The sequence below is a fragment of the Gilvimarinus sp. 2_MG-2023 genome, from assembly GCF_030547685.1.
GTDB lineage: Bacteria > Pseudomonadota > Gammaproteobacteria > Pseudomonadales > Cellvibrionaceae > Gilvimarinus.
The window spans coordinates 536953-562806 of sequence record NZ_JAUOQM010000048.1 but is presented as its reverse complement, the minus strand read 5'-3'; the positions used below and the strand labels follow the sequence as shown (position 1 = coordinate 562806).

Below are 25854 nucleotides of genomic sequence, written 5' to 3'. Positions count from 1 at the left end.
CCGATACTAAATTAATCGTGCGCATCGAAATTCATCTGGTTTAAGGGGTGGTGTCGTTTCAGGATTAGTCAGCGTGGTTAAGGGAGATATTTTTGATGCCCTGGCCACTGGGCGGGTCTCGCCGGTCATTTGTGTTCTGATCTTTAGTGTTTACTTTTTATAGGCCATTTAGAGCTGTCAGTGGGGGCTGCAAAAGTCCCTGTTTGGTTTGAACAAAACCGAGGTGCCTGAGAGTTGTTAAACCAAACCGCCATCGGCGGCTTAGGGCTAAGATGAGCGCCGAGGGCTGTATAGGAAAATCACTGCTTGCAAAAATGACCAAAAACTCGTCGTAAGTGAAGCGGGGATTGCATAGCCAATAATGCCCCGGGCATGGCTGCATACGAGGTTGGGCGAATTTACCCCATTGATACTGGGAAGTTTTCAGTGGCCCCTTATTTAGCCGATGTTGTTGCTCAATCACTGGTTTAGCTCTGAGTACGAGGCAGCTTTAGTTTGCACATGGAATACCGTCCGACGGGTAGGGCATGTTTTCTGAGCCTGTGCACCAAAAGGCCGCGAGGGCGACCAGCCGCTGCTACCCCTTACAATCATTATGCTTAACTACTCGCCAGGGTGTTGATTAATGCGCCATGGGTTTTGTTTGGCCTTGCCGGTTGCTCCAAATTGTCGCAAGGAGAATACGCACGATTTCGGAGCATACAGATAAATTGTTACCTGTGGAGTTTAGAAATCTACCGCTGTTGATCATATTAAAGGCGTTATGAGTTAGTTTTGTAGTAAAAAGTGTAAATCAATCCCTCTGACATCTAGAATCGGCTAATTCTTTGTGGTTAGATAGACTGGCGTAAACCAAAATGCAGAATAATTGGTTAATTTTCGTGTTTTGGGAAGGTACGGTGGGCGTGCACTAAACGAGTGCCCTCTCGGATGCGCCTTTAGCTGTATCAAATATAACTAATAAGCAAAGGATACAATGTGATGAAACTTAAGCTCTTAGCAGCGTCAATTATTGCGGCTAGTCTTGTTGGCTGTGGTAGCGACAACGACAGCGACGGCAATAACTCAATCTCTATTTCAAGCTCAAGCACCTCCAGTGTGGTTTCTAGCTCAAGCGTTAGCTCTACCGCGAATACCTCTGCAACTTTTGCTGGGCTTGAGGGTACTGTGGCTAACGATACAGCCACCTTAAGTGGTACCGTTACTGTTACTGACCCTGATGCGGGTGAAGACACCGTTGTCGCCTTAACTGATGCTACCGCGACCTATGGCACCTTTACTATAGACGCTGACGGCGCTTGGACTTACACCTTAGATACCGCTGGTGCTGATGTAGCCGCCTTAGATGGCGCCGACGATACGCTGACAGATACCATCGCCATTGAATCTGCTGACGGCACTGCAGCGACTGTGACCATTACCGTTACAGGTGTTGATGCTGCCGGTGGCGCGAATAAATACGCCGCCATTACCGACACAACTGATGGCGATACCGGCGAGCTTCGCTACGCACTGGATGACGATGGTCCTTTGTCTTCGGGTAAAATAACACTGTCTTTCTTAAAAGACTCTTCTGCAGTGTGGGCAACACGCAAGCCTGGAGATGAAGATGAGGTGGGTACCCCTTCACATGCTTTCATCACGTTATTTAACGAAAATACTAATAATGCGGGTGCAATTATAGACTTTCGCGTTAAAGGTGATGCCTTTGAAATACGTGATCAAGACATCGCCTCTATCGATGATGGTGACATTGTACCAAACAATGACCAATGGCAAGACGTTGAGATTACATGGAATACTCCAGATGGCGAAACACTGCCAGTGATTACGGTGACTATTGATGGTGAAGCCGTAACAACAGACCCATTTACCGCGCAACCGGGTGCGTTAGGTGGTGTAACCCATGTATCGTTTAGACACGGCTTCAATACCGAAACTCTATCGGGCGGTGCTTTCAAAGTTGATAACTTGAAAGTCTACTCTGATGTTGCAGGTACAGCGTTAGTCTTTGAGGATGACTTTGAAAGCTACAGTGTAGATGAATCATTGGACGCTGAGCCTTATCATTCCAATACTCACGAAGCCGTAGTGGCTGGAAGCAGTGACGGTGGTGAAGGCGGTTCAGGTGGTACAGGCGGTTCAGGCGGCGCGAACAAAGCGGCCTTTGTTGATGACAGCACCACTGATGATGCCGGTGAAATTAGAGTGAGTCTTGGCGATGGCCAGCTTGCCGGTCGTTTGACCGCATCGATGCTAAGAACTCCAATCACAGCAGCAAAAGATGGTGAAGAGAAAAACCCTGATGCCTACGTTACCTTGTTTAACAGCACGGGTAGCACGAGCGGTAACCGATCTATCCTCGATCTAAAAGTTCGCGACAGTGGCTTTGAAATTCGAGATGCAGACGATCTGGATATTGAAACTGCAATGGTTCTGGATCAGTGGTTTGACGTAGAAGTCACTTGGACCGCACCAGATGCAACAACTTTATCAGAAGTTACTATCAAGATTGATGGTGAAGAAGTAGCTGGTGGTACCTTTACCACTACGGGTACTTCTAGTGCTGACGAAGATGGTTCGGTGACCAATGTAGCTTTCCGCATTGGTGACTCTGGTACTGTTATTTCATCAGGTGGTATCTATGTTGATGACATCGTCATTTATGATGCTGTAGACGGTGGATCCGTAGTGTTTAGTGAAGACTTCGAGGGCATGGCTGTCGATACTGACTTGGTGCCAACCGAAGACAATGCTTCTGTATTCGCGGATAGAACGCAAGATGCGACTGTTGCTGAAATCGCGAATGACTAAATTTTAAAGCAATCGCTTTTTAATTAAGTTACAGAAAATAGCGCCACATGATATGTGGCGCTATTTTTTTATGTCTAAGTTAATGCTGGTGGCTAATATCGAGCTTTGTCGGTTGTTCGTTACAAAAAATAGTCAGGCAGCAAATAGGATAGGTGCAGAGTGATAAATTTCTTTCACAAACTCTTTACCCACCCCTTGAGTTAACATTGCTCTAAATGTAACCTCTTTAAATCAAAATCCTTAAAGCTTAACCATTAGCTTCCCTTTGTTTTCGCCGGAAAAAAACAGGTTCAAACCATCAACGGCACTAACTAAGCCTTCAAGCACATGGGCGCGATACTGAATTTTTCCCGATTGTACATAGGGCATTAACTGTTGAATCAGTGCTGGGGCATCTTGCAAATGGTCTGGCATGGCGAAGCCCTGAATGCTTAGGCGCTGTTTAATAACGGTAATCCAGTTCGGGCCTGGCCGTGGCTGCTCGGCTTGGTAATCAGCAATCATTCCGCACACCACTATTCGGCCGTGGGTGTTCATACGGTTAAAGATTACCTCTTGAATGGGGCCGCCGGTGTTCTCAAAAAAAACGTCGATTTTATCGGGAGTTAAAGCCTCTAATTGAGCCGCTAGATTGTCGGTTTTATAGTTGATGGCGCCGTCAAAACCTAGATCATTGACGATCCAGTCAGCTTTTTCTTCACTGCCTACCACGCCAATCACTCGCAAACCGCAAGCTTTACCCAACTGACCGACAATAGACCCGACTGAGCCGGCCGCTCCGGTCACCACCAAGGTTTCACCGGACTTGGGTTGGCCGATGTTGAGTAACCCTTGCACCGCTGTTAGTCCAGGTAACGAGAGTACGCTTAAAGCCATTTCTTCGTTAAGGCCAGGTTGCAGCTTAGTCAGTCCTTGACCGTTACTGATAGCGTATTCGCACCAGCCCATCATTCCCATAACGCGCTCGCCTTGAGCAAAATCTGGATGCTTAGAGGCGACCACTTCACCGATGCCATTACTGCGCATCACCTCGCCCAGTGTCATCGGTGGTATGTAGCTGTCATGGTCGTCCATCATCCAGCCGAGCATGGCGGGGTCTAGTGACATATAGGTTTGCTTAATTAGCACTTCACCCTCTTGTGGCTCGGGCGTGGTGGTTTGCACCACATCAAATAGATCGGGCCCAATAGTGCCTTGCTCGTAATAGTGTTTCAGTTGAATTTCGGTGTGCTTGGTCATAGTGCCTCCAGTGTAAGTAATGTCTCGCCTCTGTTTTATCGGTGGCTTATCTCTTTTAATGTAGGCGAGGCTGATAAGCTTCAACCGGCTTTACATAAGTTTGTTGTTAAGGGCGTTACTGGTTATAACCATGAGCTTGACGGTGTAGAGAGGAGGGTGCCGTAAAGAGCAGATGCTGTGCTGGTTTGGGAGTGCATCAAATGCGGTGTACTGGAGTAGGATTAGGATAAAGCTGTCTATACGCTGTACAACTTTATCCCATATCAGTATTTCACTCTCTATCCCGTAGGCTAGAAATCAATAAAAACACGCTATAGGCTAGAGTTTGATTTGCCACCAAGGGCAGTAGCAAGATAGTATGCCGTCGTACACTCCATTTAATAGTCGTGTAAGTCAACAGTTGTCTGGCTAACCGAACTTCATCACTAGATAACTCGACTTACCAGCCAGCATAACGGCAGGAGAGCGGCTACCGTGTAGAGCGATTTTCGTCATCCCTTATGGGTAGGCGTACTAATCTTCAGAACCAATAAATCTAAGTATTTCTGGGAGAATAAACTGTTATGTCACGCACCTTTGGTTTAATGAGCCGCCAGGCGACACTTGCCCTCGCGTTGGCCGGTCTTACCGCTTGTGGCGGTTCTAGCAATGATGATGTCACCCCGCCTACCAGCTCGTCCAGTGTAAGCTCGGTGGTCTCAAGTGTATCGAGCTCTAGCTCATCGATTTCATCCAGTAGCTCCTCTAGTAGTAGTAGCTCATCCAGTGATAGCTCTGCTGCGCCAATGAACGCCACGGCCAGTGCCGATGATGGTAATGAAGCAAGCAATGTTTTAGACGGCGACCTCAATACCCGCTGGTCGGCTGAAGGGGTAGGGCAGTGGTTGCAAATTGATTTGGGCGCTGAGCAGCAAATCGGCAGTATCAATATTGCTTTCCACAATGGTGATCAACGCAATACTTTTTTTGATATTCACACCAGCGAAAACGGCAACACTTGGTTAGCCGTACTCGAGGGTGGTGCTAGCTCTGGCACCAGTAACGATTTAGAGACCTTCGCGCTCGCCGAAACAGATGCCCGCTACATACGCTATATCGGTAAAGGCAACAGTTCCAGCGATTGGAATTCCGTAACCGAGATTACCGTTAGCGAGTCCGGAGCCAACGGCAATAGCCCGACGACGCCTAGCAGCTCTAGCAGTTCTTCCTCCAGTGAAAGTTCATCATCTTCAAGCGAGGGCTCCTCTTCCTCGGTTATTCCACCTTCAGGTGGCGGAACGACAACCTATAATACCCCAGCTGACGATGTGGGTGATGTGTTGGCAGGGGCCGCTGCCGGCGATGAAATTGTGGTAACCAGTTCGGGTGAAATCTCCATTAAAAATATGAATTTCAGTGAGCCGGTGCTCATTCGGGCAGAAACTACCGGTGGCATTACTCTGGACAACGCGGCAATTCAAAATAGTAATAACATTATTTTGCAGGGTTTTGTTTTTGGGCCGAATGACGAAAGCACATATCTAAAGATTGTGAACTCTACCAATATCAAAATTCTTCGCAACGTGTTTGATCACACCGATATGCAGGAAAACCAAACGTCTTTGGTGACCACGCAGGCAAGTGAAGATATTGAAGTTGGTTACAACGAGTTTCGTGGCAAGAATCAAATGTTTAATAGTGATGGTGAAAAACTGACGGGCAGCTACATCAAAACCCAGTACGATGAGCCGGAAATGACCAAGCGCATGCATATTCATCACAACTATTTCCGAGATATTTTGCCGTACCTGGAGGAGGGCGAGGATACCCCAGCGGGTGATTCGGATCGTGAAGTTATGGCGATGGGTATTTCTGACTCACAAGACGTTGTGACCAACAATATTGTGGAGTACAACCTGTTTGAGAACACCGATGGTGAAAATGAAATTATCACGGTAAAGACCTCGAACAACACTTTCCGCTACAACACCTTTAAAAACTCTATGGGCTCTTTGTCTTTCCGTTTGGGCTCCAACAACGAAGCCTACGGTAACTATTTCTACGGTGAAGGCGCGAGCAGTACCTGGGAAGACGATAACTACCAGACCGGTGGTATTCGCGTCTACGGTAGTGGCCATCGAGTTTTTGATAATTACATGGAGAACTTAACCGGTGAAAGCTGGCGCCGTCCGATTCTTATCGATTCAGGTGATACTTCTAACAGCAGCGGCGGTGATGGTCACGAAACCCCGACAATGATCGAGGTTTATAACAATACTATCGTCAACAGTGTTGGTGGTGGTATTCATATCGGCAGTGATAATTACGGCAACATGCCGAGTAATATCTCCATTGACGATAACGTGGTAATGGGTAACTCAGGTATTCTGTTTAACAACCACGCCAATAAGGCGTCTAACGATTGGTCTGGCAACGAGGCTTATGCAACCGGTACCGCGATTGCGGTTGGTGGCGGTGCACTGGGCGCCTCGGAGGTTATGGTGCTAGGCAGTGAACCCACGATTGATGCCCCGACTCCGTTAACCGCCAGTGATGTTGGCCCTAATGCGCCCGAAGCGACACCTTAAGCTCGCTCGTTAGGGGTTATTTTAAAGCCGGCCTTATAGGCCGGTTTTTTTGTGCCCGGACAAAGGTGTTGGCAGCAGAGTGTAGTATTTGAAGTAGACACTGAAATGTACTACGTACAATTGCACTTCAAGCGTGAAAGCGGATCGACAGGTAAAACTGGCCCATTTTCTGTAAACCCGATCTGAGACAAAAAATGGGCACGAGGGTAGAGATTGTGCAGTATTTTCTGGCTTACATTAACGGCGTGCTAAAACCGATTGGTAACAAGGCGGCTAGCCAAATCTAGATTCCAGGTACGCAATAATATCCGATGATTCATACATCCAGCGGATGTCTCCATCGCCCTCATCAATTCGTAAGCAGGGAACTTTTACCCGGCCGCCACCTTGGGCCAACTCATCTCGGTGGGGGCTGCCGGCTTGTGTGTCGCGCAATTGCATGGGCAGGTTGAGGCGATGCAGTGTGCGCCGGGTTTTAATGCAAAAAGGACAGGCAAAGAACTGGTACAGGGCCAGGTTGTTTAGCTCACTATTGACAGTGGCTTGGGCCTCGGGGCTACGCTTAAGTTTACGTGGGAGGGTGAGCCAGCTAATAAAGGCAATAATACTACCTAAGCCAACGCGCAGCAGTTTTACGAGCAATTTCATACCTGTTCCTAGGGTCGATGTAAGACGGGTGCGAAGCCTAACGCGCTTTGCTTAACTTTTAAAGTGGCGGGGGATAGTTGTATAAAAAATAAACGCCGGAACGAACAATGGAGCCACCCTTAGAGCGGGGCTCCAGATTGCAGCCGGCGCCTGTGCGGTGATTTATTTTTCGAAAATAGCCGCCAGTTCTTGGATGTTGTTGACAATATAATCTGGCTTTTGCGCCAACGGATAGAGTGCCTTACCTGGTCGGGCAACAAAGGCTGTTTGTAAGCCCGCTTTGGCGGCACCGGCGATATCCCAGCCGTGCGCGGCGACCATCAGTGCTTCTTGTGGTTCTATACCCAGTTGCTCGAGGGCCCAGTGGTAAGCTCGAAGGTCGGGCTTATAGATTTGAATATCTTCGATACTGTAGCGATTGTCGAAATAGTCCGTAAGCCCGGCATTGGCAAACTGAGTCTTAACCCCGTTATTGGAGGAGTTGGTGAGGCTGACAATTTTAAAGCCCTGAGCTTTTAGGCTTTGCAGGCCCGACTTGACATCCGGGTGGGCGGGTAAGCTCAGCAGAGGTTCCACAATGGCGGTTTTAGCGTTTTCGGCGCTCAGCTCAATATTGTTGTTTTGCGCCACCATCAGCAGCGATGCGACACCAATTTGACCAAAATCGTGGTAATCACCAGTGGTGGTGGTCACCAGCGAGTTATGCAGCATGGTAGAGAACCAAAGCGGAAGAAGCTCATCGCGACCGCCGAGTGCTTTGCCCACTGACGCTCGCATAGACGTTAAGTCCAATAAGGTTTCGTTAACATCAAAAATAATAACTTTGGGCGTTGGTGTGGCTGGTTGCTCGGATTGAGCCATAGCGGTGCCTCCTATCAGTGCACTGATAAACACGAACAATACAGTCAGTAATGGGGTTTTACTCATTTGCGGATACCTATTGCAATGTATGGAGTTGAATGTGTGATGTGACGTTAAACCGGTAAGTTAAGTCTAGGGGCAGACTTATTGGGCAGGGTTAAAACAATATCAGTTCAGGGAAATTATGAAAACCCGTACAAGGTGGGGAGAGTAATAATGAGTGGTATCTCGCGCCGACATCTCATAAATGAGCATAATGTTGCACAAGCTTAAGACTTGCAACTTAAATACGAGGCTACAATAGATGCAAAACACTGCACAGATAATGGGTAGGGGCTGAGCAGTGCTTTACGGTGGCTTACTGGGTTTAAAATTGGTGATCTACTCCGAACCAGATTACGCGACCAATTTTTCCGTCGTCAGTACTGGGTACGCCTTCAATGGTTGAGCCAAAATTGTGCTCATCCAGTATGTTTTCTGCGCGAGCGCGAAGGTTCCAGTTGTTCGCCACTTGCCAGTTAACCCCTAAGTCGAGGCGAGCAAAAGCTTCGTTTTTAACGATTTCACCATCTGCGGCCACGGCTTCGTAACCGGTAGAGTAGTAGTTAGCACTCCAAAGTTGAATGTGATCGCTTAAAAAGTAGTTAGCCCGTAGGTTAAATTGATTTTTGGGCACGGACACCACTTGACCGTCCCAGAAGATATTACCATTGACTTTCGTGCCGTCGGCGCGTGTTGCATCGACCTCAATGAGATGCATATAACCGGCAGATAAGGTAAGTCGCTGGGTGATGGCGCTGAATACTTCGGCCTCTAAGCCGGCTTGATCGACTTCCATACTTTCAATAGCGCCGCTATTGCGCCGAGGCACATTGTTTTGCACGGTATTGTATATCGCGATATCGAATGAACCACTGCTGAAGGTATGTTTTATACCCACTTCAATTGTGTCGGATTCAACGACTTCATCGCCGGCACCTGTGGTGTTAAGCGCATCGGCACCAAAATTACCGTATTTTTCTATGTAGCGGTTGTAACCACTGCTGGCGGAGACACGTACTCGAGTATTTTTTGCGACATTGTAGGCCGCGGTAAGTTCGTAGCCCAGTGCATTATCAGAAGCTAGGTTATCGATTTGTTGCTCACCGTTTAACACAATGTCGTTATTAAACCAGGCTTGTCGCAAACCTACGGTTAATAAAAATTTATCTGAACTAATACCATTGCGAATAATCACCGAATAATCATCAAACTGATTATCCCACTGACCGTCTCGAGTGGATTGCGTTTGTTTGGCTTCTAAGCCCGCTGAGGCTGAGTAGGTGAGGGTATCGTTAATCGATTGGTTATGAAAATAATTAATAAAGCCGATGGTGTTGTCGGTACTGCGGTCACGATTACGAGCACTCCAAATAGCGTGGCTATGGTTGGCAACAACCCCAGCCTCTAAGCTGTTATTCTCTGAAATACTGTGGTCAACTTTTATTGAGCCTATCTGGGAGTGAGTTTGCACCGCTTGTACTTCACCGTTGCGAATGACATCGGGGGTGCTGCGGTCATAAATCAACATAAATTCGGCGCGCGTGGCCTCGCTTGCATTCCAGCCAAATTTACCAACAGCCCCTTGTACTTGTTGGCTGTCAAGATTGGCAGGCTCACCATTGTATTCGCCGTCAAAATATTTACCAGCGACGTAATAATCCCATGATTCGCTGCTGTCGGCAGCTTCTGCTTGCAACTGAGCTTCTTTGATATTGCTGGCATCAAGACTAATTGCCGCATGATTATCGTAACCCTGCCCAGATTTGATATTGGTCTGCAGAACACCGCCGTCGGTACCATTACCATATTGAACCGCTTGCCCGCCTTTGCGAACTTGCATGGTTGAGATCGCGATGCTGGGGATTAAGGTATGTGCAAAACCGCCACCCTCCTGACCCGATGAGCGAAAGGCAGGGAGACCGTCGATAGATTCAGAAGCACCCCAGTCACCAAAGGTTCGAATCTTGGTTGTTCCGCCAAAGCGGTCGCCACCCCAGGGCGAGTTAATCAGGCCAGTAGCATGGTAGCGTAAACCGTCTAATTTATTGACTGCATTCAAGTTTTGCACTACTCCTCCGCTAACCTCGGAAATAGTACGAGCGCCATTTAAACTTTGTTCAACTTGTTTTTGTACTGTTTGTGATTTGTGTTCGTTATCGCCCACAACATTGATGGGGGCCAATACAAACTCTTCGGCGTTGACGTTTGTGCCAACGAATAGGGCGCTAAGAATTGTGGTACTGAGTATTGTTTTTTTCATTGCGTGGCTCCAACAGGTATCCGTAACTGGGGGCAGAATTCTGTCAGAAACTTATCGATGTTGCAAATCATTATTATTAGCATTACAATCCGTGCGGGTTTTTGGTAGGTTAATTCCTTTGCAAATAGAAAGGTTTCGTATTTTAGGGGTGCGGTTTTTTATGGTCGTCACGAGCAGAAAGTTTTGGCGAAAAATGCATTTGTGGCTGGCCATAACCAGCGCTGTACCGCTATTAATTACGGCATTGACTGGCGTGTTGCTGGCCTATCAGCCTACTTTGGAGCGTTTGCTTGAGCCGCAATATTTTGCGGTCAATCCTCAAGGTAAACCTATGACGCTTAAACAGGCAGCGCAGCGGTTAAAGTCCTATGCTCCGGGCATTAGGCTTCATTACGTTGGCGTTCCTAAACCTGATGAAGCTCGCCCTTATGCGTCGTTTGTCTCGGTGCCAAATTCTGCGGGCGGACGTGATCATTTCAATTTATATCTTAACGGCTACACCGGCGAGCTAGTTCGACGCACTAGCGAGGGGCCGGTTAATTTTATTTTAGCGTTACACCGCAACCTCACTATCGGTCCGCCAGGGCGATACATTGTTGGCGGCGCAAGTTTATTATTGATGGTGCTGTCGTTGGTGGGGGTTTATTTGTGGTGGCCAATGCGGCGCTCAACCGTAAAGCGCTTGCGTAAACAAAATGACTCACTTAGTTGGCATAATGTGCTGGGTTTAGTGACTTTGCCAATTGTCTTTCTTTTGGCATTTACGGGCATAACACTCACTTTCAATAAGCAAGTGATGCCAGTTGTGCGCGCGGTGACTTTTTCGCCTATGCCTCCCAAGCCCCCAAAAATTTTCCCTATAAAAAACCCGAAATTGACGTTACTAGATGCGATTGATGTGGTCCAGTCACGCTTTAAAAACACGGATATTAGCGCACTGGGGGACCGGGGTGGGGAAAAAAATACGTATGGATTCTGGTTGCGTCGCCCGGGTCAGATGCACCCTAGTGGCTGGGAACAAATTTTTATACATCCCAATACAGGTGAAACAGTGGCTCTTAATAATCGTTATAGCCATTCCCCTGCTAGTGCCTATGAACGCTCGTGGTATACCTGGCATACCGGTGTGATGTTGGGCTTGGCAGGTCAGATTCTATGGAGTTTGGTCAGTGGTGCATTGGTGGCAGTTGTTATTACCGGCTTAGTTTTTTGGTGGCGCCGCAGGCCCGTTAAAAAAAATCAAATAAAACAAAGAGCCGTAACCACAGCGGCAAAGGTGTCATGATGCGATTAATGCAATCTAGAGTGTTGAGAAAACTTATCATTACGATTTTATTGGGTTTTTGCTTTACGCCGAGTAAAGCTGCTGAAGTGCCTCACGATTTATCTCCTCTTGGAATGTACCTGCAGGCGGATTGGGTGGTAAAAACCGTTATGCTGGGGCTTTTACTCGCATCGTTTTTAACTTGGATAATAGCTTTTTTAAAGTTCTTTCAGCTTTTTCGGGCAAAGCGGGAAATAAAAGAGGCGCTGGCACAAATGATAAATCGCAACACGCTACCTCTGTCAGTTGACGTGTTGGAAGCTGGTGTGGGGAAAACATTTTTGTCAGCCGCGATCGACGAAATAAATACATCACATGGACTGGCAGCGATGGGAACGAAGGAGCGGTTGGGGTATCGGTTTGCTCGTTTGGAAACCGAAGTGGGGCGCTGGATTGCCAGCGGCACTGGTGTTCTAGCCACTATTGGTTCTACAGCACCCTTTATCGGTTTATTTGGCACTGTGTGGGGCATTATGAATAGTTTTATTGGTATATCTAAAGCACAAACGACCGATTTAGCGGTGGTGGCTCCCGGTATTGCTGAGGCGTTACTTGCTACAGGGATGGGCTTGGTGGCCGCTATTCCCGCCGTGATGATCTACAACACTTTGTCCCGTCAAATTGCTCACTACCGCACGCATGTTGGAGGGTTTGCTCATGAAATCATGCGACTGGTGTCTTTACATATTGACCGCGAGGAACATAAGTAATGGCTTTTGGAAAAATGACCGATTCTGAATTACAAGAAAACCATGAAATAAACGTAACCCCTTTTATTGATGTGGTATTGGTCCTATTGATTGTTTTTATGGTTGCGGCGCCCCTGGCGACGGTTAATATCCCGGTTGACTTACCTGAGGTCAGCAGTCAATCGACGCCCGATGCAGACGATTCTATTTATCTAACATTGAATGAAAATCTAACGCTTATTTTGGGCGAAAAGCCGGTAGCTCAAGATGAGCTGGCAACAGCCTTGAGCGGCCTGATACAGGATCGCAAAGGTGAACGCATTTTTTTGCGTGCCGATCGCAGTGTCGGCTATGGCGAGTTAATGGACTTAATGAATAAACTGCGCGGCTTGGGTTATAACCAAATTGCTTTAGTCGGTGAGCAGGGTGGATAACCGGTGACAGACTTTAAAGCACATTACCGGCTAAAACCCCGCCACTGGGCGGTAGCCATTGCGGCAGTCTTGTCGGCTTACGGTGCTGTAGTCTGGGCTGTTAGTCATCATTGGCCTAGTGACATGAGTCAGTTTTCAGGAGGCGGTGCGCCTATCGTCTTCGCCACTTATACCGCTGCACCATCACACGCCCCCTCTCAAATGCAGCGTAGGGCAAGACCTAAGCCCACAGTGGCTCCCTCGGAAGAGCCAGTAAAAAAGAAACAAAATCGTAAACCAGCGCCTGCCCAATCGCGTGAGCACCAGCATCAAGCGACGCCTGCTGTACATAAGCCCGAACCGATGAAGGCAGCAAAAATACCTGAAGAAACCGTCAGTGACGAAAAAGTAGAGCAAGTTACAGCGGATATTGAACAGCCCGTAACCGAGAAAGATTCGCCCGAGTTACAACCCAATCGTCAAGAAACGGCGTCGGCGGCTCGCGCGGCAGAAAAAAAAGCCGCCCAACACACAAAAAATAAGCAGGAGCGATTGGCCGGGCAGCGTGCGAACTGGCAGAGTCTTTTGGCCGCCCATTTAGAAAAGAAAAAACGCTACCCTCGGTTGGCTCGGCAACAGCGCGCACAAGGGACTTCGGTCGTGCGATTTGTTATAGCGGCTAATGGTGAGACGCTGCATTCAGAAATCACCCAAACGAGCGGTCATTTTCTGCTGGACCGGGAAGTGCGGGCACTTCTACAGCGTGCACAACCCTTGCCCACTCGTCCCGATAGCTTACGCGGCAAGCCATTGGAGGTGATCGTTCCGGTGCGTTTTAGTTTGCGTTAGCTTGCTGTTTAGCCCGTTTGTGCCCGTCTTCGTTGTCGCCCAGCTTCCAATAGCTGGATAAATATAGGTGCGTTTTTTCGATTTCGCGTTGGTGTTTAAAATACTGGCGCAGAGCGCGCATGCTGTTGAATTCACACGCGGCCCAAACGGCAACTTTTCCGGGTAGCCAGGGCAGTGTGGCCACCTTATTGAGCAAGGGGTTGCCCTCTGGGTCGGGAGTTGGGTTGATCAGCCAGTGCACCTCGAGCCCGGGCGGGTGGGTTAGGGGTTGTATATCATCGTTGCAGGGCACCTCGATCACGGCGTATCCCTGTGCGTGGGCCGGCAGTTGAGCGAGGTTGACGTGGAGCGCCGGTAGTGCCGTCATATCCCCCGCCAATAAAAACCAATCGGCATTGTGGTTGATTAATTTTTTGGGGCCGGGGCCTGCTAGCGATAGTCGACTACCGGGCTGCGCCGTGCTGGCCCACTGGGCAGCGGGCCCCGGCGCATCATGCAAGACGAAGTCTATATCAATTTCCCCCGTACGCTGGGCGCTAACAGTGTAAGTTCGCATCAACGGGGAGCTGCCGGTCTGTGGGAATAACAGCTTAACGTAGGCACTGGCTTGGTCGGCGGGAAAGGCTTCAAGTGCCTGCCCACCGAGCGTTACGCGACGCATATGAGGAGAGACTTGCTGGACTCGCTCGACACTCAAGTTAAAGACTGGTGGTTTTGCCATAATATTAATCCCCACACTGGTTGTGATCAGATTCCTCAGCCCCATTTTTTATGATGCGAGCGGAGGTTTGCATAAATTGCTCTAGCGCTAGCGGGTCGATACCACGGGTTAATTGAATGCCGACCCGTTGCTCTATGCGTTGTATTTCATCCAGCAGTTGGTTTCCCGTTAGCGTGAGTGCGAGCAGCTGGCTGCGTTTGTCGTCTGGGTTTGGCTGCTTTTCAATAAACCCTGTGGCAATTAAATCATTCAGTACCCGGGCAACCTGGGCCTTGTCTCGATTGAGGCTAGAGGCAATCGATTTTCCCGTGCTGAGAGGGTAGGCGCGAATACATTTGAGAGTGCGGATATGAGTGATGGGCAGGGCTATACCCTCAGCCCGAATGTTTTGTACTAGCTGCTTTTTGTAGGTATGAATAAGTCGATGAAGGGTGTCGTTTAAAGCAATATTTGTAGTCATCGTCTCGCCCCAATAGTTGACATTGTCAACTATATAAAAGTAAGGTTGATATTGTCAACTAGTTTTTCAGAGGAGTGATGGCGAGGAGTGAAAAGATAGCCGGCGCGTTATCTCGCGCCGGCTGCAGAGGGTTAGCTGACTTTTTCTAGTGCTTGATCAATGTCGGCGATAATATCATCGATGTGCTCGATGCCTACCGATAGGCGCACCAAGTCCTCAGAAACCCCGGCCGACTTTAACTCTTCTTCATTGAGCTGGCGGTGAGTGGTGGTCGCCGGGTGGCAAGCCAGAGATTTGGCGTCACCGATGTTGACCAGTCGCAGAATCATCTGCAACGCATCGATAAACTGAGTTCCCGCTTCCTTACCACCCTGAATGCCAAAGCTAAGAATGCCGGACGCTTGCCCTTTGGTTATTTTCTGGCTGAGGGCGTGGTAGGGGCTGTCGGTAAGCCCAGCGTAGTTAACCCAGGTTACCTTGGGGTGCGCTTGCAAGTGCTTGGCCACGGCCTGTGCGTTTTCACAGTGGCGCTCCATGCGTAGGCCCAAAGTTTCCAGACCCTGCATGATTAAAAACGCACTGTGGGGCGCTAGGGCAGAGCCCGTATTGCGCAGCGGCACGACACGGCAGCGGCCGATATAGGCAGCTTCACCCAAAGCCTCGGTATAGACCACGTCGTGATAAGAGGGGTCGGGCTCGTTGAGCATGGGGTAGCGCGCTTTGTTGGCCACCCAGTCAAATTTGCCGGAGTCGACAATCATGCCGCCTACCGTGGTGCCGTGGCCGCCAATGTATTTGGTCAGCGAGTGCACCACGATGTCGGCGCCGTACTCGAAAGGTTTGCACAAAAAGGGCGTGGCGACCGTGTTGTCGACAATTAAAACCACGCCGTGCTTGTGGGCGATGTCGGCCAGTTTTTGTAGGTCGACAATATTGCCCGCCGGGTTGCCGATGGACTCGCAAAAAAGCGCTTTGGTTTTGTCGTCGATCAGACTTTCCAGTTTGTCGTAGTCGTCGAACGAGGCCATGCGCACCTCAATACCCTGGCGCGGCAAGCTGTGGGCAAACAGATTGTAGGTGCCACCGTACAGCTGACTGGTACTGACGATATTGTCGCCGGCCTCGGTAATGCATTGAATCGCGTAGGTAATGGCGGCCATGCCCGAGGCGAGGGCCAAGCCGGCAATTCCTCCTTCCATTGCCGCTACGCGTTCTTCTAGCACTGCGTTGGTCGGGTTCATAATACGGGTGTATATGTTGCCGGCGACCTTTAAATCGAATAAATCGGCGCCGTGCTGGGTATCGTCAAAGGTATAAGACGTCGTTTGATATATAGGCGTGGTTGCTGCCTTGGTGGTAGGTTCTGATGTATAGCCACAATGCAGGGCAAGGGATTCGAGTTTCATCGCTGTCTCCGTTTTCCGAAGGGTTATTAGAAGTAGAACGAATGTAGCACACTGCGTTGAGGGGTGGCAGGTGCGTGGCTAAAAGCCCACTTGTATTACGTTTCTTGACGGTTTGTCGGCTCATTAACTGGCGGGCTGTGAAGTCTTACGTCTGGTGCTTGAGATAATTATGCAAATGAGTATAATTATCAGTATCATGTGTTCTTCTATTATCTTAAACGTAGGGTTTCTATGATTACTGTAGGAAAGAAAAGAATTCTCGCCGCGTTTATTGCAGCGCTGAGCGGTGTGTCCGCATCAACTCTGGCCAATGACAGCGAGCTGGGCACCATTGAAACGGTTACCGTGGTCGGGCAGGCAACCAACTTTGAGGTCACCTCGGAGCAATTAGAGTCCTACCAGGCGAACGATTTGTCAGATGTGTTCCGTTTGACGCCTTCGGTCAATGTCGGCGGTTCACTCGGAATTGCGCAGAAAATCTATGTTCGCGGCCTGGAAGATAACTACGTTAACGTCACTGTCGACGGTGCGCCCCAAGCTTCAACCCTGTTTCATCATATTGGCCGGGTTAGCATCGACCCCAATCTGTTAAAGCAGGTGGATGTTCAAGCGGGCGCCGGCGAGGCGAGCAGTGGGGCCGGAACCATTGGTGGTGCGATCCGCTTTAAAACGAAAAGTGTTGACGACCTGCTAGCGAGCGATGAATCCTTTGGCGGCAAACTCAGTGCCAGCCATTTCACCAATGCCGGCGAGCAGTACAATGTCAGTCTCTATGGCCGCCTGACCGACGATTGGGGTTTACTGGGTTATTACAACGACACCAGCCGCGACAATTTTGAAGACGGAAATGGTGACGATGTATTGGGCACAGCATCCGACCAAAATATGGGCTTTGTGAAACTCAGCGGTGCGATAGGTTCGAACCAAAATCTTTCCTTGAGTTATGAAACCCGTGAGGAAGAGGCGATGTTCAGCAGCCGCCCCAACTGGCACGTACAGCCCGATGAGCTGTTGTACCCGAGCAAGGCCGAGCGCGACACTGTTGTCGCTAATTATGCGCTACACCAGGGGCCGGCGCTAAACCTTGAGGCCACGCTATACGATACGGTCTCATCCTTTAAAGGCGGCCGCTTCGATTGGTATACCGAAATTGCTACGTTTGGTTTTGATCTGAGAAATACCACCGAAATAGGCGATCATCGCCTGACCTATGGTGTTGATTATCGCGATGACCAGGTCGATAGTGGCGACCCTTTGTATGCACAAGAGAAGGGTGAAGTGCTCGGCGCTTATGTTCAGGCTTACTCGCAAGTCACTGATCAGTTGTTACTAAGCTATGGCGTTCGCTACGACAACTATGAATTCCAACAGCAGGTGCTGGCCGGGGCCGCGGGCGAGCCGGGTGAATTTGAAGACTCGGATGTCAGCTTCAATGCCGGCCTATTGTATGAAGTGACTCAGCATTGGGCGCTGGGTTTGAGTTACGCTGAAGCCTTTCGAGGCAAAGAAATTGGCGATGGTTTTACCATTGAAACGCCTGAAGCGGCAGGTTCTCCCTTTGCTGAGGATATCGTCGGTGAAACGGTCAGTAATGTGGAAGCATCGGTGGAGTACACGGGGTCAAACTTGAATGCAAAATTAGCGATTTTCGATTCGGAAATTGAAAACGCTATGTTTGATCAACTCTACGGCGGCCCGTTCTACGACAATGCGGGCACGGTAAACACCAGTGGCGTTGAGTTCGATCTCGGTTACGTTTTGGGTGATTTCTATGCTCATATGGGTTACTCCAATGTCGACTCCGAGTTCGACCCCAAAGCGGGCTTTTATACGCAAGACTTTGGCACTATTCATTTAAGTGCCTATGAGTTTAGACATTTGGGTAATTCCCGCGGTGACACTTGGAACCTGGGTTTGGAGTACAGTCCGGTAGAGAGTTTTAAAGCGGGGTTTAACATCGGTTACGTTGACGATTTAACCATCGGTACACTTTATCAAGATTTTGATGCAGGTTGGTTGCCCTCACTCTATGAATTAGAAAAGGAAGGCTATACCACAGTTGATCTGTTTGCCGAGTGGGAAGTTGTTAATGGCTTGAGTCTCAATGCCGCTATCATCAATGTGTTTGACGAGCATTACCGCGATCACTCCAGTGTGGGGGATTATTCAGCGGTAGAGGGTTATGGCTTGGTGGTTGGTCCTTGGGAGGCGGGGCGTGATATCCGGTTGTCGGTCAACTATAGCTTTTAACTGGGTAGGGCACAGATTCAGACTTTGAACTGGTGACCACTGTTACCAAACTCAAAAAGCATGAGCAATGTTCTCGAGCGTTCAGCGCTCAAATAAAAAAGGCGACCTATTGAGTCGCCTTTTTTATTTGCCGATATTGTGAACCTCATCGGTTTCTAATAACGATGCTCTATCTGCTGGTGAGCGTGGGGGTAAATTTTACCACTGAGTGAATTACCCAGTTATCTTCAAAGTAGACCACAAAATCTGAATACTCCCAGCGGTAAATAGCGGGCTCGCCAGTTGGCCCCGATTTGTACTCGGGTTCACCAAACGCTTGCTCGACGGTGTCTTTGGTTTGACCGGTGGTTGGGGTTTTTAGCTCGGCTTGCTCGGTTTGCTGGCCGATAGGTATTTCCACTACGTCGGCACTGACATTGGTGCTTGTGATAAAAGTTGCTATCAATGAAAGCAGCAAAACGCTATACCGGTGTTTCATCTGGCGTCTCCTAAACGTTAAAGGGGCGCGGTCAAGATTTGCTGCTGCGGATGGACTCCATCTGGGATCGCATAATCTGCTGGCTAATCTGTTGACGTTGCGCGCTGTTTTCGTACCTGAATTCTGCCGCAAGTTGGTAGCCTGTGTCTGGATCTGGTTCACATCGTGTTACTTGGCCGTGTAAGGCAATTGCCATGGTAGGGTGGCTGAAGATCACCATCAGGGCGACCCAGTCACCCACTTGGGCAGGGGTGGAGTAGGCGAAACTGATGCCGCCTTCACTGAGTGTTGTGGTGTGGTAGCTACCTAATTCCTCGGCACTGCTGGTTAGGCAGTACATCGCCAGTACATCGATCTTGCGCGATAAAACGTGCAGAAACTCGCCCAAGGCACGATCAGTGACTTTGATTTGCTGCTGTAGCTGCATGGCATCGCCATCGAGCTTTTTAAGTTCGGCCATGGTGCGCAGCACTGGGCTGGCAGAAAAATGACTGGCAGGATCAGCCTGCTCTGTGGGTTTACCCGCTAGGGTTGCCATATTGATACTGGCCTGTACTTCCATTCGGAAGTATTCGCGACGTTCTTTCACTGTTATCTCTCCGCCAACACGACACCGATTATCTCACAATAGCACAGCCTGCCAAGCGGCGTCTCTTGTGATAGTGCCGCCATTAAGGTTAAATGCGCGAATGTTAAAAAACGTCCCTCTAATGATCGGCTTGCGTTATATCCGCGCTAAGCGCCGCACTCAATTTATCTCTTTCGTCAGTGGCTTCTCGTTGCTGGGGATGGCTTTGGGCGTGATGGCGCTGATTGTGGTGCTTTCGGTAATGAATGGCTTTGACCGGGAAATGAAATCCCGCGTCTTGCAAGTGGTTCCACACGGCTTTATTGAGCAACCAAACGGAATAGACGATTGGCAGACGCTGCGTCAAAACGTCTTGCAGCACCCCGATGTTGTGGGTGCGGCGCCCAGTATTAATGGTTATGCCCTGGCCAGTAGCGCAAGACGCACCACGGGAATTGAGTACGCCGCTGTAGAGCCGACCTTACAGCCCGAGGTGTCACAAGTAGCGCGCAGTATGATTCTCGGGGATTTGGAGCAGTTGCAGCCGGGGCGTTTTGGTATTGTGCTTGGGGTGTTGTTAGCCCGTCAGCTCGGGGTGATGCCCGGCGATAAAGTCACCGTTACCTTGCCTGAGGTACGCATCACCCCGGCAGGTGTCTACCCAAGGGCAAAACGGTTCGAGGTGGTAGGTGTGTTTGAAGTCGGAGCGCCGGTGGACCAACGCATGGCTTTGTTGCATTTGGACGACATGCAGCGCTTGTTGCGATTAAGCGCACCCACTGGGCTGCAAGTAGAGGTAAACGATATCTATCAGACGGGGCGGGTGCTGGCTCAATTGCAATCGGAAATGGCCACAGACCTGCAACAAAATATGACGCTAACCGACTGGAGTCACAGTCAAGGCAGTCTGTTTCAAGCGGTTAAAATGGAAAAAATGATTGTAGGGGTTTTGCTCAGTACCATAATTGCCGTGGCCGCGTTTAATATCGTCTCGTCTTTGGTGTTAATGGTGTCCGACAAGCGCTCCGATATTGCCGTCTTACGCACTATGGGGCTGACCTCAGGGCAAGTCATTAAGATTTTTATGGTGCAGGGGGTAGGCGTAGGGCTTTTGGGTATCACCATTGGTGGTGTCTTGGGTGTTCTGGTTGCGGTCAATATCAGTGCTCTGGTCAGTGCGATTGAGACCATGGTGGGGCTTAAAGTATTCGACCCCAGTGTTTATTTCATCAGTGAAATACCCTCACAGTTGTACCTGTCAGATGTATTTATTATTTGTCTGGCGGCTTTTATTTTAAGTTTATTGGCAACCTGTTACCCCGCTTGGCGGGCCGGACAAATACAACCCGCAGAGGCTTTGCGTTATGAGTAATTCACCGGTGCTGATGTGTCGGGATGTGGCAAAAACCTATCGGCAGGGGCCCGAAGCAGTCTCTGTTTTACAGGGCGTTGACCTGAGCATCGAGCGGGCCGAAAGGGTTGCTATTATTGGTGCCTCGGGTTCGGGTAAATCGACGCTGCTGAATATTCTAGGTGGACTGCATACCCCCGACACTGGTGAGGTAAAGGTGGCCGGGCAAAACTTGTCTGGCCTGAGTGATAATGCCCGCGGGCGGCTGCGCAATCAGGCGTTGGGTTTTGTCTATCAGTTTCATCATTTACTGCCCGAATTTACCGCGCTGGAAAACGTCGCCATGCCATTGGTGATTGGCAAGCTAAGCCCAGCCCAAGCCCAAGAGCGTGCCCGGGCTATGTTAGCAAGTGTTGGGCTGGAGTCTCGGGTCGGTCACAAACCATCGGCACTCTCCGGCGGTGAAAGACAGCGCGTTGCGATTGCCCGAGCGCTGGTTACTGAACCTGCCTGCGTACTCATGGATGAGCCAACCGGTAATCTCGATACTCATACCGCAGCGGATATACAGGCGTTAATCAAATCGCTGAACACTCGCATCGGCATCAGTTTTATTATTGTGACTCACGATCTAAACCTGGCCGCGCAAATGGATCGTACCCTGACCTTGCACGAAGGGACATTGACTGCAACCCCCTCAGCCACTCAGGTCGAACAGAGTGTTTAATCGGTTTACAGTAAAGGTGGGCGCTCGTTACGCCTTGGCCAGAGGCGGCAGTCATTTGGTGAGTTTTATCTCCCGCATGTCGGTGGGCGGGCTGATTATCTCGGTGGCTTTGCTGATTACTGTATTGTCAGTGATGAATGGCTTTGACCGCGAATTACGCGAACAAATTCTGCAATTGATGCCCCAGGGCACTATCTATAATTACAGTGGGATCAAAAACCCGGGCGCTGTTATGGCGCAAATAGAAGATCACCCAGAAGTCGTTGCCAGCGCCCCTTATGTCAGTCTAGAGGGGTTAATGAATGCACGCGGTAAGGTGGTGCCGGTACAGGCGTTTGGGGTAGTACCTAAGCAGGAGCGGCTAACGTCTACCATCGATAATTTTTTGCGCTTAAAAGCACTTGATGCTCTCGCCGATGATCCACGAGCGGTTATTTTAGGCGGCGCTCTAGCTCAACAGTTAAGTCTTGATGTGGGCGGCCGGCTCACGTTAATTGTACCGCGCGGTGGTGCTCGCGGCGCGCCCAATACTGTGGCTTTAACTGTAGTCGATATATTTGACTCCGGCACAGAGGTTGATCAACACCTCGCCCTGATGAATTTAATGGCGGCTTCAAAGCTAACTTTGCATCCAGGGATGGTCAGCGGTATTCGTTTTACCGTTAAAGATTTATTTAAAGCCAATCAAACGGTTCTTGATCTTGCCGCGCAATTGCCGGTGGGCTATTACGGCCGCGACTGGATGCGCACTCACGGCGATGTTTACCAAGCCATTCAAATGTCAAAAAAGCTGGTGGCTTTATTGCTGCTGCTACTGATTGGTATTGCTGCGTTTAATTTAATTGCCACCTTGGTTATGGTGGTGGTGGATAAAGAATCGGACATAGCTATCTTGCGTACTCAAGGTGCACGCCGTGGTGATATTGTCGGTATTTTTGTGGTACAGGGGGCGATCATTGGTTTATTGGGAACGGTTATCGGTGCGTTCTTAGGGGTTGCTTTGTCGCAGGTTGTTACCTCGGCGGTGGCCGGCTTAGAGCGGCTAACCGGCATTCAGTTTTTGCATTCGGATGTGTATCCAGTCAGCTACCTACCTTCACAAATTTTGTGGCAGGACGTTGCTTACATTTGTGGTTCAGCGGTGGTGTTGAGTGTGGTGGCTAGCATCTATCCAGCGCTAAAAGCGGCGCGAATTGAACCGGCCCAGGCCTTGCGGTACGAATAGTTTATTGTTCGCGGTTTTGACGTGTGCGTTTACGTTGTTCCCAAGCGCGCACGACATGCCAGCGCCAAAACAATTGCATCGCTATATAGCTGGCCCCACCTAACACCAGGCCGGTTAAAATCGAGCCCAGCATCAAGGGTTTCCAAATCAGTGAAAACTCCTCTAGCAGCCAAGCCCAATTGTGTTCCGATGTTCGTTCGAGCGGGGGCGCATCCAGTATCCAGCGGCCCAGTTGGTAGGTGGCAAAGAAAACCGGCGCGTAGGTCAAAGGGTTGGTGATCCACACCAACGCGAGGGTAATAGGCATATTGCAACGCACCCAAAGGGCGCACAGGGCTGCAAGCACCATCTGTCCTGGAAGCGGCAGAAATGCAAAAAACACCCCAAAAAAGAAGGCCAGCGAAACCGAGTGACGGTTTAAGTGGAACAGATTAGGGTCGTGGAGCAGGTCGCCTAAAAACTGCAGGGCTGGTTTTTCTTTGAAGGCGGCAGGGTCAGGTAGATACCGTCTTATTACCTTGCGAGCCATATAGTTACTTCTTCACCTCAAAAGTGCGCGCATTTTACCCGTAAATGTGTCGGGTCGCTATCTCTCATTGCCGATAACCGCATAACTGAGCAACCCTTGCTACACTGAAGGCACAAAACCCCGTATTCAAGGATGAATATGTATTTATTTGCCATCGCCTTTACCGCAAGTTTATTCGCCATTGCCTTGGCGCCCCAATTACCCCCGTTGATCGGTATTTATCTCGCTGTGCCCATCGCGTTAATGCTTGCCTGGCGTTACCGCTCAGCCCGTCCTGCGTTGTTGGGGTTGAGTTTAGGTTTGGTATTAGCGGTGTGGCACGGGTTACAGTTAACGGCCAACCTTTTGCCGAATCACCTGACCGGGCAAGATATCACGCTACAAGGACATTTAGTCAATGAGGCTGAACGTCAAGGGCGGCGCTGGCGTTTTGATTTGCAAACGCAAGCCCCCGGGTTGCCACAGCGCTGGCAGCTTAGTTGGTATGGCGCTCCCGATTGGCTGACGCGTCTGCCAGCGGGGGCGCCTTTGGAGTTGGTGGTGAGGGCTAAGCCGCCGCGCAGTTTTTTAAATCCGCAGGGGTTTGACTACAAACTCTGGCAGCTGCGCCGTCAGGTAGGTGCAGTGGGTTATGTGCGCAATGGAATATCACTTAGGGGGGCTGCACAAGCGGCGACATCTTCTTCCCCGCGCGATTATTTACGCCAATGGCTGGCTCGGGCAGAGGTTAATAACGACGATGTGTTGGCAGCGCTATTGGTGGGGGATCGCTCGGCCATTAGTGATGAGCGGTGGCAGTTATTTCGCGCCACCGGCACCAATCATTTAATGGCAATTTCTGGTTTGCACGTCGGTTTAGCCGCGGCTATCGGTTATTTCCTGGGCGTGTGGTTGGGCCGATGTTTGAGCCTTGTTTGTCCGTGGCCTGCGGTGTATATGGCTTTTGCCGGTGGTGCACTACTGGCTATCGTCTACAGCGCTTTGGCAGGTTTTGCGCTGCCCACTCAGCGGGCCCTGGCTATGCTGTTGCTATTTTATTTCTGGCGCTGGCGCGGTATGCCACTGTCGGGCATGCAGGTCTTGGCTGGAGCTCTGATCATTGTGGGTGTGTTGGATCCCCTTGCGGTGCTGGATGCGGGGCTGTGGTTATCATTTATTGCTGTATTTAGTCTGTTGTTGATGTTTGCTGGGCAAAAACCGATTGTTCGCCGGCGCTGGATCCCTTGGGTTGGCTCGCAGTTGGCCGTTTTTGTCGCATTATTGGTGCCCTTGTTATTGTTCTTTGGTGAATTTTCACTGGTGGCACCGCTGGCAAATATTGTTGCGATTGCTTTGGTGAGTGTGTGGGTGGTGCCCTTATTGTTTGCCTCAGCTGTCTGTTCGTTTGTATGGTCCGCTGCGGCTAACGGGCTGTTGCAAGGGGCAGATTTAGGCTTGCAGGTACTCTGGTGGTGGCTGGAGCATTTAGTGGCGATAACGAAGTGGTTCGGCGCAGCGGCGACTCTGCGCCTGCAGTTGGCTGACGGCGCGCTAATTCTGTTGGCACTGGGGTGTTTGTTATTGCTTCTGCCGGTGGGTTTGCGCTTTAGGAGCTTGGCTGTGCTTTTGGTTAGTTCGGCTTTATTCCTGCCACCGGCACGGCCACCTGGTTTTGCCATGACGGTATTGGATGTGGGGCAGGGCTTGGCCGTGGTGGTGCAGTCGCAACAGCAAGCGTTGGTATACGACACCGGCCCTTGGTTTGGGGAAAATCTCAATGCCGGGGCAGATATTGTGACCCCTTATATTCGCAGTCTGGGTTTGTCGAGTGTGGAGCTTTTGATGGTGTCGCACCATCACAGTGACCACGCCGGTGGGGCGGCGGGGCTGCTCGAAGAGTTGCCTGTCTCAAGGTTGATAATTGGCGAGCCCTTGCAGTATTTGCAGGCCGCTGATAGTGGGCGGGCAGAGCGCTGTGATGCCGAACAATCTTTGCAACTGGGTGAGTTAGACGTTGAGATACTGTCGCTGCCCGAGCAGCACGGCGCGCAAGGAAATAACGCCTCGTGTATTGTCCTGTTGCAGTGGCGCGGCTATCGAGTGTTGTTGCCAGGCGATGCCGAGGCGGTACTGGAGCCTGCTTTAGCGGCAAAGGTGGGTGCGGTTGATGTGGTCGTCGCGCCGCATCACGGCAGTCGCAGCTCTTCCAGTGCTGCGTTGGTGGGCGCATTGCAACCAGATTATGTTGTGTTCTCGGCAGGCTTTGCCAATCGCCACGGTCACCCGCATGAGGATGTGGTGGCGCGTTACCGGCGCGCGGGGGCCCACTTACACAATACCGCCACCGATGGGGCAGTGATTGTTACGGGCACGCCGCAGGGGGAACTTATCATTCGCGGGCAGCGTCAAATGGCGCAACGATATTGGCGTTGAAGTTTGCCGAGCAAGTGTGAA

Annotated in this window: 21 protein-coding genes; 11 read left to right on the top strand and 10 right to left on the bottom strand. The window is 50.1% G+C overall.

Annotated elements, in window-relative coordinates:
- Positions 1-981: 981 nt before the first annotated feature.
- The gene (locus Q4526_RS14295; RefSeq protein ID WP_215977752.1) at positions 982-2814 is read left to right on the top strand and encodes a VCBS domain-containing protein; all 1833 of its coding nucleotides are present in this window, start codon (positions 982-984) and stop codon (positions 2812-2814) included.
- 240 nt (positions 2815-3054) lie between these two features.
- On the opposite strand, the gene Q4526_RS14290 is transcribed toward Q4526_RS14295, so the two are convergent.
- Positions 3055-4053, bottom strand: a complete 999-nt coding sequence (locus tag Q4526_RS14290) for an NADP-dependent oxidoreductase (protein ID WP_215977751.1) — start codon at positions 4051-4053, stop codon at positions 3055-3057.
- 563 nt (positions 4054-4616) lie between these two features.
- Here Q4526_RS14290 and Q4526_RS14285 point away from each other — a divergent pair.
- Positions 4617-6620 (top strand): chondroitinase-B domain-containing protein, encoded by a 2004-nt coding sequence (locus tag Q4526_RS14285; RefSeq protein ID WP_215977750.1) that lies wholly within the window; start codon positions 4617-4619, stop codon positions 6618-6620.
- Between the two features lie 273 nt (positions 6621-6893).
- Here the strand turns inward: Q4526_RS14285 and Q4526_RS14280 are convergent, their stop codons facing one another.
- The 3 genes from Q4526_RS14280 to Q4526_RS14270 all read right to left on the bottom strand — a co-directional run bounded on the left by Q4526_RS14280 (position 6894) and on the right by Q4526_RS14270 (position 10431).
- Positions 6894-7268 carry a glutathione S-transferase N-terminal domain-containing protein gene (locus Q4526_RS14280; RefSeq protein WP_215977749.1) on the bottom strand — a complete coding sequence of 125 codons (375 nt, stop codon included), beginning with the start codon at positions 7266-7268 and terminating at the stop codon, positions 6894-6896.
- A 162-nt stretch (positions 7269-7430) separates the two neighbouring features.
- Complete coding sequence (locus Q4526_RS14275; RefSeq protein WP_303603522.1) at positions 7431-8195, bottom strand: haloacid dehalogenase type II; 765 nt, start codon at positions 8193-8195, stop codon at positions 7431-7433.
- Between the two features lie 301 nt (positions 8196-8496).
- Positions 8497-10431 carry a TonB-dependent receptor gene (locus tag Q4526_RS14270; protein WP_215977748.1) on the bottom strand — a complete coding sequence of 645 codons (1935 nt, stop codon included), beginning with the start codon at positions 10429-10431 and terminating at the stop codon, positions 8497-8499.
- Here Q4526_RS14270 and Q4526_RS14265 point away from each other — a divergent pair.
- From Q4526_RS14265 to Q4526_RS14250, 4 genes are read left to right on the top strand one after another with little or no spacing between them, the layout of a single operon-like run.
- Positions 10406-11716: a PepSY domain-containing protein gene (locus tag Q4526_RS14265; protein ID WP_215977747.1), complete on the top strand. Its 1311-nt coding sequence runs from the start codon at positions 10406-10408 to the stop codon at positions 11714-11716. The genes Q4526_RS14270 and Q4526_RS14265 overlap by 26 nt on opposite strands.
- Positions 11716-12465, top strand: coding sequence for a tonB-system energizer ExbB (exbB, locus tag Q4526_RS14260; RefSeq protein ID WP_303609666.1), 750 nt, complete (start codon positions 11716-11718; stop codon positions 12463-12465). The genes Q4526_RS14265 and exbB overlap by 1 nt, the downstream gene beginning before the upstream one ends.
- Positions 12465-12878, top strand: a complete 414-nt coding sequence (gene exbD, locus Q4526_RS14255) for a TonB system transport protein ExbD (protein ID WP_215977745.1) — start codon at positions 12465-12467, stop codon at positions 12876-12878. Before exbB ends, exbD begins: the two co-directional genes overlap by 1 nt.
- Positions 12879-12881: 3 nt before the next feature.
- On the top strand, positions 12882-13706 hold the full coding sequence (locus Q4526_RS14250; protein ID WP_215977744.1) for an energy transducer TonB: 825 nt from the start codon (positions 12882-12884) through the stop codon (positions 13704-13706).
- Here the strand turns inward: Q4526_RS14250 and Q4526_RS14245 are convergent.
- The 3 genes from Q4526_RS14245 to Q4526_RS14235 all read right to left on the bottom strand — a co-directional run bounded on the left by Q4526_RS14245 (position 13693) and on the right by Q4526_RS14235 (position 16293).
- The gene (locus Q4526_RS14245) at positions 13693-14427 is read right to left on the bottom strand and encodes a siderophore-interacting protein (RefSeq protein ID WP_215977743.1); all 735 of its coding nucleotides are present in this window, start codon (positions 14425-14427) and stop codon (positions 13693-13695) included. The two genes, Q4526_RS14250 and Q4526_RS14245, sit on opposite strands and share 14 nt — an antisense overlap.
- A gap of 4 nt (positions 14428-14431) precedes the next feature.
- Positions 14432-14887: a MarR family winged helix-turn-helix transcriptional regulator gene (locus tag Q4526_RS14240; protein WP_215977742.1), complete on the bottom strand. Its 456-nt coding sequence runs from the start codon at positions 14885-14887 to the stop codon at positions 14432-14434.
- Between the two features lie 131 nt (positions 14888-15018).
- Positions 15019-16293: an O-acetylhomoserine aminocarboxypropyltransferase/cysteine synthase family protein gene (locus tag Q4526_RS14235; RefSeq protein ID WP_215977741.1), complete on the bottom strand. Its 1275-nt coding sequence runs from the start codon at positions 16291-16293 to the stop codon at positions 15019-15021.
- Positions 16294-16524: 231 nt separating this feature from the next.
- Here Q4526_RS14235 and Q4526_RS14230 point away from each other — a divergent pair, with 231 nt between their 5' ends.
- The gene (locus Q4526_RS14230; RefSeq protein ID WP_215977740.1) at positions 16525-18543 is read left to right on the top strand and encodes a TonB-dependent receptor; all 2019 of its coding nucleotides are present in this window, start codon (positions 16525-16527) and stop codon (positions 18541-18543) included.
- Positions 18544-18712: 169 nt separating this feature from the next.
- On the opposite strand, the gene Q4526_RS14225 is transcribed toward Q4526_RS14230, so the two are convergent.
- Entirely contained in the window at positions 18713-19021 is a 309-nt protein-coding gene (locus Q4526_RS14225) for a hypothetical protein (protein ID WP_215977739.1), read from the bottom strand.
- Positions 19022-19052: 31 nt separating this feature from the next.
- The gene (locus tag Q4526_RS14220; protein ID WP_215977738.1) at positions 19053-19610 is read right to left on the bottom strand and encodes a PilZ domain-containing protein; all 558 of its coding nucleotides are present in this window, start codon (positions 19608-19610) and stop codon (positions 19053-19055) included.
- Between the two features lie 100 nt (positions 19611-19710).
- Between Q4526_RS14220 and Q4526_RS14215 the strand changes: the two genes are divergently transcribed.
- From Q4526_RS14215 to Q4526_RS14205, 3 genes are read left to right on the top strand one after another with little or no spacing between them, the layout of a single operon-like run.
- Positions 19711-20961 (top strand): lipoprotein-releasing ABC transporter permease subunit, encoded by a 1251-nt coding sequence (locus Q4526_RS14215; RefSeq protein WP_215977737.1) that lies wholly within the window; start codon positions 19711-19713, stop codon positions 20959-20961.
- Positions 20954-21667, top strand: a complete 714-nt coding sequence (lolD, locus tag Q4526_RS14210; protein ID WP_215977736.1) for a lipoprotein-releasing ABC transporter ATP-binding protein LolD — start codon at positions 20954-20956, stop codon at positions 21665-21667. The genes Q4526_RS14215 and lolD overlap by 8 nt, the downstream gene beginning before the upstream one ends.
- Positions 21660-22892 carry a lipoprotein-releasing ABC transporter permease subunit gene (locus Q4526_RS14205; protein WP_215977735.1) on the top strand — a complete coding sequence of 411 codons (1233 nt, stop codon included), beginning with the start codon at positions 21660-21662 and terminating at the stop codon, positions 22890-22892. The genes lolD and Q4526_RS14205 overlap by 8 nt, the downstream gene beginning before the upstream one ends.
- Position 22893: 1 nt before the next feature.
- On the opposite strand, the gene Q4526_RS14200 is transcribed toward Q4526_RS14205, so the two are convergent.
- A complete protein-coding gene (locus Q4526_RS14200; protein ID WP_215977734.1) occupies positions 22894-23421 on the bottom strand; it encodes a DUF2062 domain-containing protein in 528 nt (175 codons plus the stop codon).
- A gap of 138 nt (positions 23422-23559) precedes the next feature.
- On the opposite strand from Q4526_RS14200, the gene Q4526_RS14195 reads away from it, so the two are divergent.
- Positions 23560-25833, top strand: coding sequence for a DNA internalization-related competence protein ComEC/Rec2 (locus Q4526_RS14195; protein ID WP_215977733.1), 2274 nt, complete (start codon positions 23560-23562; stop codon positions 25831-25833).
- Positions 25834-25854 lie beyond the last annotated feature (21 nt).